16 protein-coding genes are annotated in these 12317 nt (G+C 60.5%); 6 read left to right on the top strand and 10 right to left on the bottom strand.

Annotated features, from left to right (window positions below; all coding sequences use genetic code 11):
- Positions 1–45 precede the first annotated feature (45 nt).
- A complete protein-coding gene (locus tag ACTIGF_RS01795; protein WP_439635234.1) occupies positions 46–366 on the bottom strand; it encodes a hypothetical protein in 321 nt (106 codons plus the stop codon).
- Between the two features lie 209 nt (positions 367–575).
- On the opposite strand from ACTIGF_RS01795, the gene ACTIGF_RS01790 reads away from it, so the two are divergent.
- Together ACTIGF_RS01790 and ACTIGF_RS01785 are read left to right on the top strand one after the other, a co-directional pair.
- A complete protein-coding gene (locus ACTIGF_RS01790) occupies positions 576–1787 on the top strand; it encodes a DUF418 domain-containing protein (protein ID WP_439635233.1) in 1212 nt (403 codons plus the stop codon).
- Positions 1787–2182, top strand: a complete 396-nt coding sequence (locus ACTIGF_RS01785) for a gamma-glutamylcyclotransferase family protein (RefSeq protein WP_439635232.1) — start codon at positions 1787–1789, stop codon at positions 2180–2182. The genes ACTIGF_RS01790 and ACTIGF_RS01785 overlap by 1 nt, the downstream gene beginning before the upstream one ends.
- Here ACTIGF_RS01785 and maiA read toward each other — a convergent pair.
- Positions 2179–2814 (bottom strand): maleylacetoacetate isomerase, encoded by a 636-nt coding sequence (maiA, locus tag ACTIGF_RS01780; RefSeq protein WP_439635231.1) that lies wholly within the window; start codon positions 2812–2814, stop codon positions 2179–2181. The genes ACTIGF_RS01785 and maiA overlap by 4 nt on opposite strands.
- 152 nt (positions 2815–2966) lie before the next feature.
- Here maiA and hppD point away from each other — a divergent pair, with 152 nt between their 5' ends.
- Both hppD and ACTIGF_RS01770 read left to right on the top strand, forming a co-directional pair.
- On the top strand, positions 2967–4034 hold the full coding sequence (gene hppD / locus ACTIGF_RS01775) for a 4-hydroxyphenylpyruvate dioxygenase (RefSeq protein WP_439635230.1): 1068 nt from the start codon (positions 2967–2969) through the stop codon (positions 4032–4034).
- 2 nt (positions 4035–4036) lie between these two features.
- Entirely contained in the window at positions 4037–4531 is a 495-nt protein-coding gene (locus tag ACTIGF_RS01770) for a MarR family winged helix-turn-helix transcriptional regulator (RefSeq protein WP_439635229.1), read from the top strand.
- Positions 4532–4631: 100 nt separating this feature from the next.
- Here ACTIGF_RS01770 and ACTIGF_RS01765 read toward each other — a convergent pair whose 3' ends face one another.
- Both ACTIGF_RS01765 and ACTIGF_RS01760 read right to left on the bottom strand, forming a co-directional pair.
- Positions 4632–5084 (bottom strand): MaoC family dehydratase, encoded by a 453-nt coding sequence (locus ACTIGF_RS01765; protein WP_439635228.1) that lies wholly within the window; start codon positions 5082–5084, stop codon positions 4632–4634.
- A 31-nt stretch (positions 5085–5115) separates the two neighbouring features.
- Complete coding sequence (locus ACTIGF_RS01760; protein ID WP_439635227.1) at positions 5116–5376, bottom strand: CBU_0592 family membrane protein; 261 nt, start codon at positions 5374–5376, stop codon at positions 5116–5118.
- Positions 5377–5530: 154 nt separating this feature from the next.
- On the opposite strand from ACTIGF_RS01760, the gene ACTIGF_RS01755 reads away from it, so the two are divergent.
- Positions 5531–5845 carry an Hpt domain-containing protein gene (locus tag ACTIGF_RS01755; RefSeq protein WP_439635226.1) on the top strand — a complete coding sequence of 105 codons (315 nt, stop codon included), beginning with the start codon at positions 5531–5533 and terminating at the stop codon, positions 5843–5845.
- Here the strand turns inward: ACTIGF_RS01755 and ACTIGF_RS01750 are convergent.
- On the bottom strand, positions 5842–6186 hold the full coding sequence (locus ACTIGF_RS01750) for a chorismate mutase (protein ID WP_439635225.1): 345 nt from the start codon (positions 6184–6186) through the stop codon (positions 5842–5844). The genes ACTIGF_RS01755 and ACTIGF_RS01750 overlap by 4 nt on opposite strands.
- Positions 6187–6288: 102 nt before the next feature.
- Between ACTIGF_RS01750 and ACTIGF_RS01745 the strand changes: the two genes are divergently transcribed.
- Entirely contained in the window at positions 6289–6912 is a 624-nt protein-coding gene (locus ACTIGF_RS01745; RefSeq protein WP_439635224.1) for a glutathione S-transferase family protein, read from the top strand.
- A 69-nt stretch (positions 6913–6981) separates the two neighbouring features.
- Here the strand turns inward: ACTIGF_RS01745 and ACTIGF_RS01740 are convergent, their stop codons facing one another.
- The 5 genes from ACTIGF_RS01740 to ACTIGF_RS01720 form a co-directional block, all read right to left on the bottom strand.
- Positions 6982–8169, bottom strand: coding sequence for a vWA domain-containing protein (locus ACTIGF_RS01740; protein WP_439635223.1), 1188 nt, complete (start codon positions 8167–8169; stop codon positions 6982–6984).
- 11 nt (positions 8170–8180) lie between these two features.
- Positions 8181–9023 carry an AAA family ATPase gene (locus tag ACTIGF_RS01735; RefSeq protein ID WP_160092315.1) on the bottom strand — a complete coding sequence of 281 codons (843 nt, stop codon included), beginning with the start codon at positions 9021–9023 and terminating at the stop codon, positions 8181–8183.
- 79 nt (positions 9024–9102) lie between these two features.
- The gene (gene pseF, locus ACTIGF_RS01730; protein WP_439635222.1) at positions 9103–9828 is read right to left on the bottom strand and encodes a pseudaminic acid cytidylyltransferase; all 726 of its coding nucleotides are present in this window, start codon (positions 9826–9828) and stop codon (positions 9103–9105) included.
- 2 nt (positions 9829–9830) lie between these two features.
- Positions 9831–11054: a DUF4915 domain-containing protein gene (locus ACTIGF_RS01725; RefSeq protein WP_439635221.1), complete on the bottom strand. Its 1224-nt coding sequence runs from the start codon at positions 11052–11054 to the stop codon at positions 9831–9833.
- Complete coding sequence (locus ACTIGF_RS01720; RefSeq protein WP_439635220.1) at positions 11051–12283, bottom strand: N-acetyl sugar amidotransferase; 1233 nt, start codon at positions 12281–12283, stop codon at positions 11051–11053. The genes ACTIGF_RS01725 and ACTIGF_RS01720 overlap by 4 nt, the downstream gene beginning before the upstream one ends.
- Positions 12284–12317: the final 34 nt, after the last annotated feature.

Raw genomic sequence — 12317 nt, 5'->3', positions numbered from 1 at the left:
GCCTGTTTGTTCAGACCCTGTGTGTAACGCCAGAGTGTGAGTCGATCAAAGAGCGGGAAGCGCACGCCGCAAAGATAGGGTTTCGCAATCGTTAAGAATAATGATCTGCGGAACAGCTTGCGCATGCGTGGCGCCAAGAGCGCCCTGCGGCGGTGCGATCACAAGGGACGGCGCGCACAAGGATTGTGCGTTTTGCGCGGTCACTGAGAACGAGGCTGAGGTCAGCAGAGCGCCGCCTGACAAGGTTTCGACCTGTTGGGGGATCAGCTGGACAGCATGCGCTTCATCTTCCCGCTCATATCCCAACCCCAGAAAGGAGAGGGTGGCGGCGAGAATCATATGGGCGATATCGATCAGCAGCGACATAACGGGCCTTGGCGCAACATGGACGATGATTTTTATGCGCCCGGCCCGAGACCGATACAAGGTCAGTCGTGCTGAAATTTCATGAACTCTTGGTAAGACTAGATGCCGCTGGACTGATAACAGTCTTGCGCCGCTTCTGAAATGCGGCGAGCTTGTCAAATACTCAAGGCCAGTTAAGGCTGAGGGCCTGTCACGACCGGGGGATAATCATGAGCCTGCATACCGCGCCAGTGGCCGCGAAGGACCGCTTTGAAAGTCTTGATGTTCTGCGCGGCGTCGCCGTGCTGGGCATTCTGATGATGAATGTGCAGGCTTTCACCATGGCGTCCAACGCCTATGCGTATCCACCGGCGCACATGGACCTGACCGGGGCCAATCTGACCGTCTGGTACATCGCGCACGTCTTTTTCGAGATGAAGTTCATCACCATTTTCTCCGCCCTGTTTGGCGCGGGCATGCTGCTTATGGTGGGAGAAGAGCCGGACGCGTCGCGCAAGCTGCATTTCTCACGCATGACCTGGCTGTTGGTGATCGGCCTTGTTCACATGTTCGGCCTGTGGTTCGGCGACATCCTGGTCACCTATGCGATCGGTGGGTTCATCATCGTTTTCTTCCGGCGCATGTCGCCGGGCAAGCTGATCGGATGGGGTCTGTTCTGGGTGGCGCTGTCCGGGCTCCTGATGGTCGCCATCTTTGCCAGTTTCACCCTTTTGCCGGCCGATATGGGCCCGGTGGATGTGGGCATGGCCTATAGCGATGAGCAGCTGGCCAATCTCGTGAACACCTATCAGAGCGGCTATTGGCCCAGCCGTATTCCCAACGCCCTCAATGGCTTGGGCAATATTTTGATGTTTGCGTTCTTCGGCGGCCGCATCGTCGGCGTGATGCTGCTTGGCATGGCGCTGTATAAGCTCGGTTTTCTGCTGGGCCGGTGGAGCGTGCGCAATTACGTCATCGCAGCAGCGGTCGGGCTGGGCGTTGGCTTGCCGGTCGTGGCCTGGGGCGGCCAAATGGCCATCGAACACGACTTCTCCCTGGACACGATGTGGATTCATACCGCCACCAATTATGGCGGCAGTCTTCTGGTGAGCCTGGGCTATGCCGCGTTGATCAACCTGGCGTGCAAGGCGCCCTGGCTGAAGCTGGTCCGGACGCCGTTCGCCGCGGCGGGGCGCATGGCCTTCACCAATTATCTCACCCAGTCGATCGTCATGGTGTTCCTGACCGTGGGCGGAATTGGCCTGGGCTTGTTCGGAGAGCTGGAACGTGTGCAGCAGGCGCAGCTGGTGGTCACGGTCTGGATTGTCCAGTTGATCGTGTCCGTACTCTGGCTGCAGGTGTTCCGCTTTGGTCCGTTTGAATGGCTCTGGCGCAGCCTCAGCTATGGCAAGCTTCAGCCCATCATGAAGGTCAAGGCCTGATGCAGGTTCAAACGGGCGACGCGTTCGCTGTCTACGGCCTGCTCCGGGCGGGGGAGAGCGGCTTCGCGCAGTTCGGGCTTGAAAACGCCTTCGCTCCGCTCGGCCCCTGCACCCTGCGCGGTCAGCTTTATGATCTGGGCGCTTATCCAGGGCTGGTCGACGGGGCGGGCTCGGTGGTCGGCGAACTCTTTGAAGTGCGCGACGCGTCGGTCATGCCCAAAGTGGACGCGTTCGAGGATTACTGGCCCGAAGACCCGGCGCGCTCGCGCTATGCACGCAGACAAGTCCGGCTCATCGAGCCGGACCGGGACGCCTGGGTCTATGTCTGGGTGCTTGGCGTTGAGAACGCCCGCCTGATCCCCAGCGGAGACTGGTTCAAACGCGATTCCGCCTAGATGGCGTCAGGCTGGTTTTCAGGCGCGGCGCGTTCAAATTCTGGCAGCGCGCGCGCCGCTTCATCCGCCGCCACAAGCCGCGGATACGGCGTCAGATCTACGCCAAACCGGCGCGCATTGAACATTTGCGGCAGCAGGTAAACCTCCGCCAGCGTCGGCCCGTCGCCGAAGATGAAACCGTTCCGGCCATCGGCCAGCTTTTCCAGCGCTTCAAACCCAAGGCTGATCCAGTGACGCGCCCAGGCGGGGCCGGCCTCGGCGTCATCGCCCGACAACTCGCGCGCTTTCTTCAGGATGCGCAGGTTTTGCAGCGGATGAATGTCGCAGCCTATCGCCGCTGCGAAAGCGCGCACACGGGCGCGCTCAATGGGATCGGTGGGCAGCAAGGGCCGCTCGGGGAAGGTCTCTTCAATCCATTCCAGGATCGCGACGGACTGGGTCAGCACCTGTCCATCCACTTCCAGCGCCGGCACCAGACCTTGCGGGTTCTTGGCCTTGTAGGCGTCTGAATGCTGTTCGCCGTCCACCAGATTGACGCCGACATATTGATACTCGACGCCTTTCCAGTTCAACGCCAGGCGTGTGCGATAGCTGGTGCCGGAGCGAAAATAGCCGTGCAGGACGAGTTTCATGGAATTTTTCTCCGGTGTTTGAGACGGGGCCGCTGAGATAGGGGGTGAATTTAGTTGCAAATGATACTATCTTCCGCCACACGACGATGCGCGCCGGAGAGCGGCTGATCAAGCCCGCCGGCGCATCACGATTGATTTAAGGGAGCGCCCCCATGGCCGATCTGTTTGAGAACCCGTTGGGCACCGACGGCTTTGAGTTCGTCGAGTATACGAGCCCGGAACCGGAAAAAATCGAGGCGCTGTTTGAGAGCCTCGGCTTCACTGCGGTCGCCAAGCACAAGACCAAGAACATCATCCGCTACAAGCAAGGTGACATCAGCTTCCTGGTGAACAAGGAAGAGACCGGCCAGGCGGCGGAGTTCCGCAAGGAACATGGCCCCAGCGCCAACGCCATGGCCTTCCGGGTGAAAGACGCCAAGGCGGCGTACGCCGACGCCATTGCGCGCGGCGCGGAACCGTTTGGCGAGGGCGTGTGGACCGACGAAATCCCGGCCATCAAGGGCATTGGCGGCTCGGCGCTTTATCTGGTCGACACCTATGGCGAAAAGACCATCTATGATGATCTGTTTGAGCCGATCGCGGGCGCCGAAGATAAGGGCGGCGTGGGCCTTGAGGTGCTCGATCACCTGACCCACAACGTCATCAACGGCAATATGAACAAGTGGGCGAGCTTTTACGAGAACGTCTTCAACTTCCGCGAAATCCGCTATTTCGACATCAAGGGCCAGCACACCGGCCTTCTGTCACGCGCCATGACCGGCCCGTGCGGCAAGCTGAAAATCCCGCTGAACGAAAGCTCGGATGATCAGTCCCAGATCTCTGAATATCTGCGTGAGTATAACGGCGAAGGCATCCAGCACATCGCCCTGACCACGCCGAACATTTATGAGACCGTGGAACAGCTGCGCAAGAACGGCGTCGTCTTCCAGGGCACGCCGGAGACCTATTACGAGCTGGTCGACGAGCGCGTGCCGAACCATGGCGAAGATCTCGAGCGTCTGAAGAAGAACAACATCCTGGTGGACGGCAATCCCGAAACCGGCGACGGCCTGCTGCTGCAGATCTTCACCACCACCAATATTGGCCCGATCTTCTTCGAGATCATCCAGCGCAAGGGCAATGAAGGCTTCGGCGAGGGCAATTTCAAAGCCCTGTTTGAATCCATCGAGCTTGATCAGATCCGCCGCGGCGTGATCAAGACCGAGCCGGCGGCCGAGTAATCTTGGCCGACGACGCCCGCAAATCCTTGGATGCAGGCGAAGGCGCAAGCCTTCGCCTGCCGTCCTATGTGCCCTATCGCCTGTCGGTGACGTCCAACAAGGCCTCCAGCCTGATCGCCAAGGCGTATCAGGCCCGGTTCGGGCTGACGATCTGGGAATGGCGGGTGATTGCGGTGCTGGGCGAGGGCGCGGCTCTGACCGCGCAAGCGGTGTGCGAAGCCACCGCCATGGACAAGGTCAGCGTCAGCCGCGCCATCCGCGCGCTGGATGAGCGCGGCCTCGTGACCCGAATCCGCAATGCGAAGGACCGGCGCGCCAGCGATGTCTCGCTGACCGCGGAGGGACAGGCGATTTACGCGGACGTGGCGCCCCTGGCGCTGGAGTACGAGCAAAAGCTGCTGGCCGCGTTTTCAGACGAAGAGCGCGACCAGCTCATGACGCTGCTCGACAAGCTGGAAGCGCAACTCGATGAGGTGGGGCAAGCGTTCGAACGCTAGAGCCGTTTCGGTCGACTTTGATCGACCAAATCGGCTCTAGGGCATTCTTGGGCGCCTTTTCGAACCGCGTAACCGGTTCCCACTTTCGCTGAAAAGGCGTCTAGCCTTCCACCACCAGGCTGAGCCATTGGGCGATCAGCGCCGGGCTTTCAGAGCCTTCAATCTCAACCGTTGCGTCCTGAGTGAGCTGAAGCTGACCGGGCTTGCGCTCGACCACATTGGCGAGCGTGAACGTGCCGCGGATTTTTGATCCGACACGCACCGGCGTCAGAAAGCGCACTTTCTCAAAGCCGTAATTGATGCCGATCACGCCCGGCTCGAAGGCCGGCAGGGCCTTCTCGGCGAAATGGCTGAGCATGGACAGCGTCAGAAAGCCGTGGGCGATCGGGCCGCCGAACGGGCTTTCAGTCCTGGCGCGCTCAGGATCCACATGGATGAACTGGTGATCCAGGGTCACGTCCGCGAAGGTGTTGACCTGATCCTGAGTGACCTCAAACCAGTCCGACGAATGCGATTGGCCCAGACGGGCCTTGTATGTGTCTAGCAAGCTCATGTGCGGAGTTGAACGCTTTAGGCCTTAACGGTCAAGAGTCTGCTCGCTCGCGCCGTCGGCGGATCGCCCATTTCGTCAAGCCGAACAGAGAGATGGACAGCCAGCATATTTCAATGACGAAGCTCGCCAGATTGAACGTCACCATCAAGGAGACGAGCAAAAGCAGGGCGCCGCACAGATTGAGCAGCAGATAGCCGAGCCCGTCGCTGCGCACTTTCTCGATCTGGAGCAGGAAGAAGGCGGACAGCACGCAGGCGACGCCTGTGAGCCCGATCACGTCTGACAGCATCATGGCGGCGTCGCGTCCCTGTTTGATGGGTCTGATTGGCAGGAGGCCCAGCCCTACTTCTCCTTAAGCATACGGACAAGTCGGCGGGCTGCGTGAAGGTCTGTTAAGATGGGGGCTCTAAGGCTGGGAACTTCGAGATACGGAGGTTTGAACGCCCATGAGCGCGCCCGTTTTGGATCGAGACCATCTGGAGCAATACACCGCTGGCGATGCGGCGCTGGAGACCGAGTTGTTCGGATTGCTGTCCGATCAGATCGACGCCTGCGTCGGTCTGATGAAGGCCGCCCGATCTGATGAAGACTGGCGCACGGCGGTTCACACCCTCAAGGGCGCGGCGCGCGGCGTCGGCGCCATGGAGTTGGGCGAGGCCTGCGCGAAAGCGGAAAACTGTTATCCCGACGCTGAGGCGCTGCAAGCGGTGGAGACGGCGTCCGAACGGGCGCGAGACGCCATGGCGGCGGTGCGCGGCTAGCGGGTCTTGTCCCAGACCTTGAATTCGTAAGCGATGGATTGCTCGACCAGCTCGCGCCAGACCGGTTCGGCGATTTGCGCGGGCAGACCACAGGCTTCGGCGCTGTTGAGCACCTTGCTCACCACATCCTCGATGCGCGCTTCATCGCGCACCACATCCCGGCTGGGTTTGATGCGGGCGGCGGCTTGCATATAGCGCGTGCGCTCGGTGATCAGCGCCACCAGGGCGCGGTCCATGCGGTCCACGCCATCGCGCACGTCCGCCATGGTCTCGCACGCCTCAGGCGCGATGCGAGCGTTGAGATCTTCGAGATCAAAATGGTCAGGCGTTTTAGACGACATGGCGGCGTTATAGGCTGAAGTTTCCCGGCTCCAAACCCCTGTCTCGCATTGCATCGCGGCTGGGTGCAGCTAAAACTCGCAGAAAGGTTTCAGGAGAGCGCCATGCAGCCCGTCACCCTCTACGGCAATATCGAAAGCGGAAATTGTCTGAAGACGCTTTGGGCGGCGAAATTCGCCGACGCGCCCCATGACTGGGTGGAAGTCGACATCTTCGGCGGCGAGACGCGCAGCGACTCGTTCCTGGCGCTCAACCCGGCGGGGCAGGTTCCGGTTCTGCGCATGGCGGACGGCCGTACGCTCGCCCAGTCCAATGCAATCTTGCTGTATCTGCTCGAAGGCACGGAGCTGATCCCTGCCGATCCGTATCTGCGGGCGGTGATGATGCAATGGCTATTCTGGGAGCAATATTCTCACGAGCCTTATATCGCCATGCGGCGCAGCGCCTTGCGCTTCAAGGGCGCCAGCGAGGCCGATCTCGACCCGGACCTCTACGCCAAGGGACGCCGCGCCCTGGGGGTGATGGAGATGAACCTTCTGTCGCAAAGCTACATGGTGGGCGAAGACATGACCGCCGCCGACATCGCGCTGGTCGCCTATACCCGCGTCGCCGATGAGGGTGGATTTGACCTGTCAGAGTTTCCCGCCGTCAACGGCTGGGTCCGCCGGGTGGAAAGCGCGCTGGGCATCGAGCACGGCCAGGCCGCCGTGCATGGCGACCCGGAATAGACATCCTCGCTGACTGATGAAAAAAAGGGCGGCCTCAGGGCCGCCCTTTTTGTGTCCAGGCTCAGGCGTTTAACGTCGCTTGGTCAGTTCTTTCATCGCCTTGTCGACGCCCGCCAGGGTGAGTGAGAACATGCGCTCTTCGCCGATGATCTCGCGCACCAGCTGCACCGAATAGGTATGCGGCCACCAGCCTTCGGGCGTGGGGTTCAGCCAGACCAGATGCGGATAGGTTTCCTTCAGGCGCCGCAGCCAGACCCCGCCCGCTTCCTCGTTCCAGTGTTCGACCGAGCCGCCGGGATGGGTGATCTCAGAGGGGGACATGGCCGCGTCGCCCACGATCACCACCTTGTAGTCGCTGGGGTATTTGTGCAGCACATCCCACATGGACTGGGTTTCGGTGCGGCGACGTAAGTTGGACTTCCACACGCCTTCATAGATGCAGTTGTGAAAGTAGAAATACTCAAGATTCTTGAACACGCCCCGCGCGGCCGAAAACAGGCGTTCGGTGAGGTCGATATAGGGGTCCATGGACCCGCCCACATCAAAGAACACCAAGACTTTCACGGCATTGCGGCGCTCTGGCCGCATCTGAACGTCCAGATAGCCCTTGTTGGCGGTGGCGCGGATGGTGCCGTCGAGATCGAGCTCTTCTTCCGCCCCGTCGCGGGCGAACTGGCGCAGGCGGCGCAGGGCGATCTTCAGGTTTCGGGTGCCGAGCTCACGTTCTGAATCAAGATCCTTGAAGCGGCGGTTCTCCCAGACCTTGCTGGCTTTCTTGTTTTTCGACTTGCCCCCGATCCGCACGCCGTTCGGGCTCCAGCCTGAATTGCCATAGGGGCTGGTTCCGCCCGTGCCGATCCATTTATTGCCGCCCTCATGGCGCTTTTCCTGCTCTTTGAGACGGTCCTGCAGCGTCTTCATGAGCTGGTCGAAATCCATCTCCTGCAGCGCCTCCATCTCTTCCTTGGTGAGATGGCGCTGCATCTGGGCTTTCAGCCAGTCTTCGGGAATCTCGTCGGACTTGAACAGATCGCCCAGCGCTTCAATGCCTTCGAAATGATGGGCGAAGACCTTGTCGAACTTGTCAAAATTGCGCTCGTCTTTCACAAGCGCCGCGCGGCTGACCGCGTAAAAGCTGTCCACCTCCTGCTCTATGGCGCCTTTTTTCAGGGCTTCAAGCAGGGTGAGGTATTCCCGGGTGGAGACCGGAATTTTCGCCGCACGCAGATCGGTGAAGAAGCGATGGAAAAGGGCCATGCGCTCGGCTCCTAGCCTTCTCTCCGGGTCATGAAGGCGAGGCGTTCAAACAGCTGAACATCCTGCTCGTTCTTCAGAAGGGCGCCGTGCAGCGGCGGGATCAGCTTGCGGGTGTCGCGTTCGCGCAGGATGGCCGGATCGATGTCTTCAGCCAAAAGGAGCTTCAGCCAGTCCAGCAGTTCAGACGTGGACGGCTTTTTCTTCAGGCCCGGCGCGCTGCGCACCTCAAAGAACATCTCCAGCGCTTCGGCCAGCAGCTCGGATTTGATTCCGGGGAAGTGGACATTGACGATCTGCTCCATCGTTTCCTCGTCGGGGAAGGCGATGAAGTGGAAGAAACAGCGGCGCAGGAAGGCGTCCGGCAGTTCTTTTTCATTGTTGGACGAGATGATCACGATCGGGCGCTGCTCAGCCTTGATCGTCTCGCCCGTCTCGTAGACATAGAACTCCATCCGGTCGAGCTCTTGCAGGAGATCGTTGGGGAATTCGATATCGGCCTTGTCGATCTCGTCGATCAGCAGGACAGGGCGCACATCGGCGTCGAACGCCTCCCACAGCTTGCCCTTGCGGATATAGTTTTTGACGTCGTTGACCTTGTCATTGCCCAGCTGGGAATCGCGCAGGCGCGCTACGGCGTCGTATTCATAAAGCCCCTGATGCGCCTTGGTGGTGGACTTGATGTGCCACTCGATCAACGGCGCCCCCAGAGAGGTCGCGACCTGGCGCGCCAGCTCGGTCTTGCCGGTGCCGGGCTCGCCCTTCACCAGCAGCGGACGTTCGAGAATGATGGCGGCGTTCACCGCGGCGGCCAACTCTTCGGTGGCCACGTAATCCTTCGTGCCTTCAAAACGCATGTCGGGTGTTTTCCCTGTTTTGTGTTCTGTGTCGTTCGGGCGCCCCCAGCACCCGGTTGCAGTCCTGTTTACACGCACTCTAACGCTGCGCGTTACGCCCGTCATCCTTGCGCAGTGCTGCGAACATAAGCTCGGCGCGGTCCCAGTCATATGGGGTATCAATATCCTGAACACGTTCAGGCGCGATCAGGATTGGAATGGAGCGCGGGGAGAAGACAGGCGCATGCTCCATCAAGGCCTTGGGGCGACACCAGAAAAACTGCGCTGCGTCGTGAAACGCCTCTTCCAGATCCTGAGACCGTGAACGGATGAATTCAGGATACATCGGCGTCAGGCCCGGTCCGGTGTCACTGTGAACGGCTTTCAGCGCGCGCTGCACGGGAAACGCGAAGGGCGTCACCGAGATCGCATACTCCTGCTGCGGGGCCTCGATCAGGGAGTCATGGCCGCGCGTGATGTCGGCGGCGCTGAGGAAGGGCGCGGTGGCGTAAATGGCGCAGACAAGCTCGGCGCTCTGGCCCGTGATGCGCTCCATCTCGTTCATGGCGTGAGCAATCACCGGGATGACGCCGGTGAAATCATCCGCCAGCTCGGGCGGGCGGCGGAAGGGCGCGCTGGCTCCGGCTGCTTCCGCGACTTGCGCGATTTCATCATCATCGGTGCTGACGATCACATGATCAAACAGGCCCGTTTCCAGCGCCGCCGCGATCGGCCAGCTGATCATGGGCTGGCCGTGAAAAGGGCGCACATTCTTGCGCGGGATCCGTTTGGAGCCGCCGCGCGCCGGGATGACCGCGATCTTCATGGTCAGCGCTTCGTGTTGAGCGCGATGCCGTGAATCTCCGACACCGTGGAGGGCAGGTGGAAGCTCTTGGACACCTTGGTGTGCTCATCGAACACGGTGATGGCGGTGTCGATGGCGATGTTCTGGCTCACGCCCATGGCGGCGGAATAATTGCGGTTCCGGCTCTGGCCGATGAAGAAGCGCGCGCCATCATGGGCGAGACCGCGGGCGAAGCCCGGAAATTGCCCCACGGTCTGGGCGTTATTCTTCAGAAGGCGTCCACGCAGGGAATCAAGCACCACCAGCGAGCCGTCCACAAAGTCGATGGAGTGCGGCATCCACAGGTCTGAAATCACCGATCCGACCCAGCGTCTGTCCGCCAGGTCATATTCCAGCACCACGCCGTCAAACACGTCGCGTTTCCAGTTTCCGGTGGCGGAGAACATCGACAGGTAGACGCTGTCGCCCAGCACCAGAATGTCATTGCAATGATGCTGCGCCGAGCCGGTGCGCGCCTGTTTGGGGCTGATCGGGATGCGATCGATCTCTTCACCCTGTTCGGAATAGACGAGGATCGCGTCGAGATAGGAGCAGGCGATGAAATACTGCCGCTTCTCCTCGGACCAGCTGACGCCATGACAGCGCGCGCCCTGAGGCAGGGCGAAGCTTTTCAGGATCGTGTAGTCGCGATCAAAAGTGATCAGGCCGCGTTCGTCATCAATGGCGATGAAGTGCTCGCCATGGGGCCGCAGCCCGTGAAAATTGCCCTTGAAGACCTTGCGGAAGCTGTGGTTCGCGCCTGAAATCTGCAGCTCGTAAAGCCCGCCGCCCGCTTCTGGATCCTCCAGAGGCGGCAGTCCGCAGGTGAACAGCACCGTCTCCTCCAGGCTTTCCATCTCGGCGATGATGCGCAGATCATTGAGCACCGGACTGACCACGAAATCCTGTCCGGGGATGAGGCCTAAGCTCACCAGCTGCTCGCCCACTTCCACAAACGAGGTGGTGCAGATCACGACAAAGGGGCGCGGCGTCCCGTCTTTCAGGCTGTCAGGGCGCGCAATGGTCAGCCCGGCCTGGGTTTCACCCGCAAGATTGGGATTGTTGTCGACAATCCCCGTCACGCCAGTGATCCGGCGCAGGGTTTTGTCGGCGATATTGCCCGCCCCCGCCAGCACGATCGGCCGGCCCCGGCCGCGCATGTTCACATCGGCGAAGGTCGTGAATTCGGCTGTGGTCGTGCGGCTCATACCTGCACGCCCTTGACCATGTACTGCTCACGGCGCGGATCGTCTTTATCAAGATGGACCGGGCCATAGCTCGACGCGCCGCCCCAGACATCATCCTTGACCCATTGATCATTCTCGATGCGCCAGACGCGCGGATCGCGGAAGGTGTCGCAGATCTGGTCGAACTCGGCCTCGGTCATGTCCACATATTTGAGCCAGCGTTCGAGATCGCGGCGCGGTTTGACGTGGTCATGCTTTCTGACCATCTCCAGCCCGGTCTTGTAGTCCATGATCCCCAGGCGCACGTCCTGGCTGGCATGGTCGGTGGCGCGGCCATAGCCGAACTTGATGAATTTGAGATAGTCGTGGACGCCGTTCTCATGCATGTCGTCGAGATTGGAAATTTTCCGGTAGGTGCGCTCGAACGGGTATTCCGCTTTCTTCCAGCCATATTCGGCCTCGGCCACCGCGGCGCATTTATTGCCGTTCCACTTCTCGTAAAACCCGAGATAAACGCCGCGCACGCCGACCCGGTCGATATCCTCGTCAGAGGGATACATGGCGAAGGACAGCTCTTTCTCGGTCAGGCCCATTTTCAGGTCCGGGCGGCCATGACGCTCCAGCCCCTCATCGGTGAAATCATCCCAGTCCAGCCCGTGAAGATCGTGCTCCTTGCGGGTCTTGGCGGTGAATTCGGGGAAGTCTGAGTAGGAGAACATGCCGCCCAGATCGACCCAGCCATGATCGCCCCACAACATCAGCGGGATGTCATGCAGCACGGCCTGTCGGATCGGGTAGGTCTTGATGCCGGCATGGTTGTGCCAGTTCATGTCGCCATGCAGCTTGAACCCCAGAAGGTTCATCTTGATCAGGGTCTCAAGGCCAGGGCGATAGATGATGTGATCGGCGTCGAACGCCTCGCGCATCAGCTGGAGATTATACTCGCCCTCGGGCAGGAAATTGTTGCCATGATAGGTGACCAGCAGCGGGCGCAGGCCCAGCTTTTTGACCGCCAGATGGGTCTGGTAAAAGCTGTCCTTGCCGCCGCCCACAGGAATGACGCAGTCATAGCCTTTGGGATTGCGGTAATCTGCCACCAGCTCTTCGAGCATGGTCCAGCGCTCGTCCCAGTCGATGTCGACCGTCTGGCCCGCCACACGGCAGCCCGAGCACATTCCCTTTTCATCAAAGGTCAGCGGCGCCGCTGACGAGCTGGGATAAAAACAGGTCTTGCAGAACTGGACACTCATGGCGCTTCCCTCAGGCTGGGGCGTCAGCGATGAC

Origin of the sequence: Oceanicaulis sp. (assembly GCF_051859625.1) — a bacterium.
In the GTDB taxonomy this organism is placed as follows: Bacteria; Pseudomonadota; Alphaproteobacteria; order Caulobacterales; family Maricaulaceae; genus Oceanicaulis.
Note: the sequence above shows the minus strand (reverse complement) of the source record. Positions and strands in the feature narration are given on the sequence as shown.